Source organism: Staphylococcus pasteuri (assembly GCF_030547725.1).
In the GTDB taxonomy this organism is placed as follows: domain Bacteria; phylum Bacillota; class Bacilli; order Staphylococcales; family Staphylococcaceae; genus Staphylococcus; species Staphylococcus pasteuri.
Genome location: NZ_JAUOQO010001141.1, coordinates 1 through 229 on the forward strand (window position 1 = coordinate 1; position 229 = coordinate 229).

Below are 229 nucleotides of genomic sequence, written 5' to 3' on the forward strand. Positions count from 1 at the left end.
TCCATGGGCTAAACAAAATTCCTCGGCGTCTACCGCACCTAGAGTGGAGTGGTCGCCTTTGCGGCCTTTGGCTATGTCATGAAAAATGGCAGCCAATACCAGAATGTCTGGTCGTTCTAAACGTGGATAAACTTGACAACAAAGCGGGTGGACTTCTTTTGTCGCGGGGTCTTTAAAAGAGTGAATCTTTCTTACCAAGCGATGGGTGTGTTCATCAACAGTAAAGGCG

1 protein-coding gene is annotated in these 229 nt (G+C 47.6%); it reads right to left on the reverse strand.

Features of this window, described 5'->3' with window-relative positions:
• A partial coding sequence (locus Q4528_RS16685; protein WP_303522930.1) for an HD domain-containing protein occupies window positions 1-198 on the reverse strand: 198 nt, incomplete at its 3' end.
• Between the last annotated feature and the right edge of the window lie 31 nt (window positions 199-229).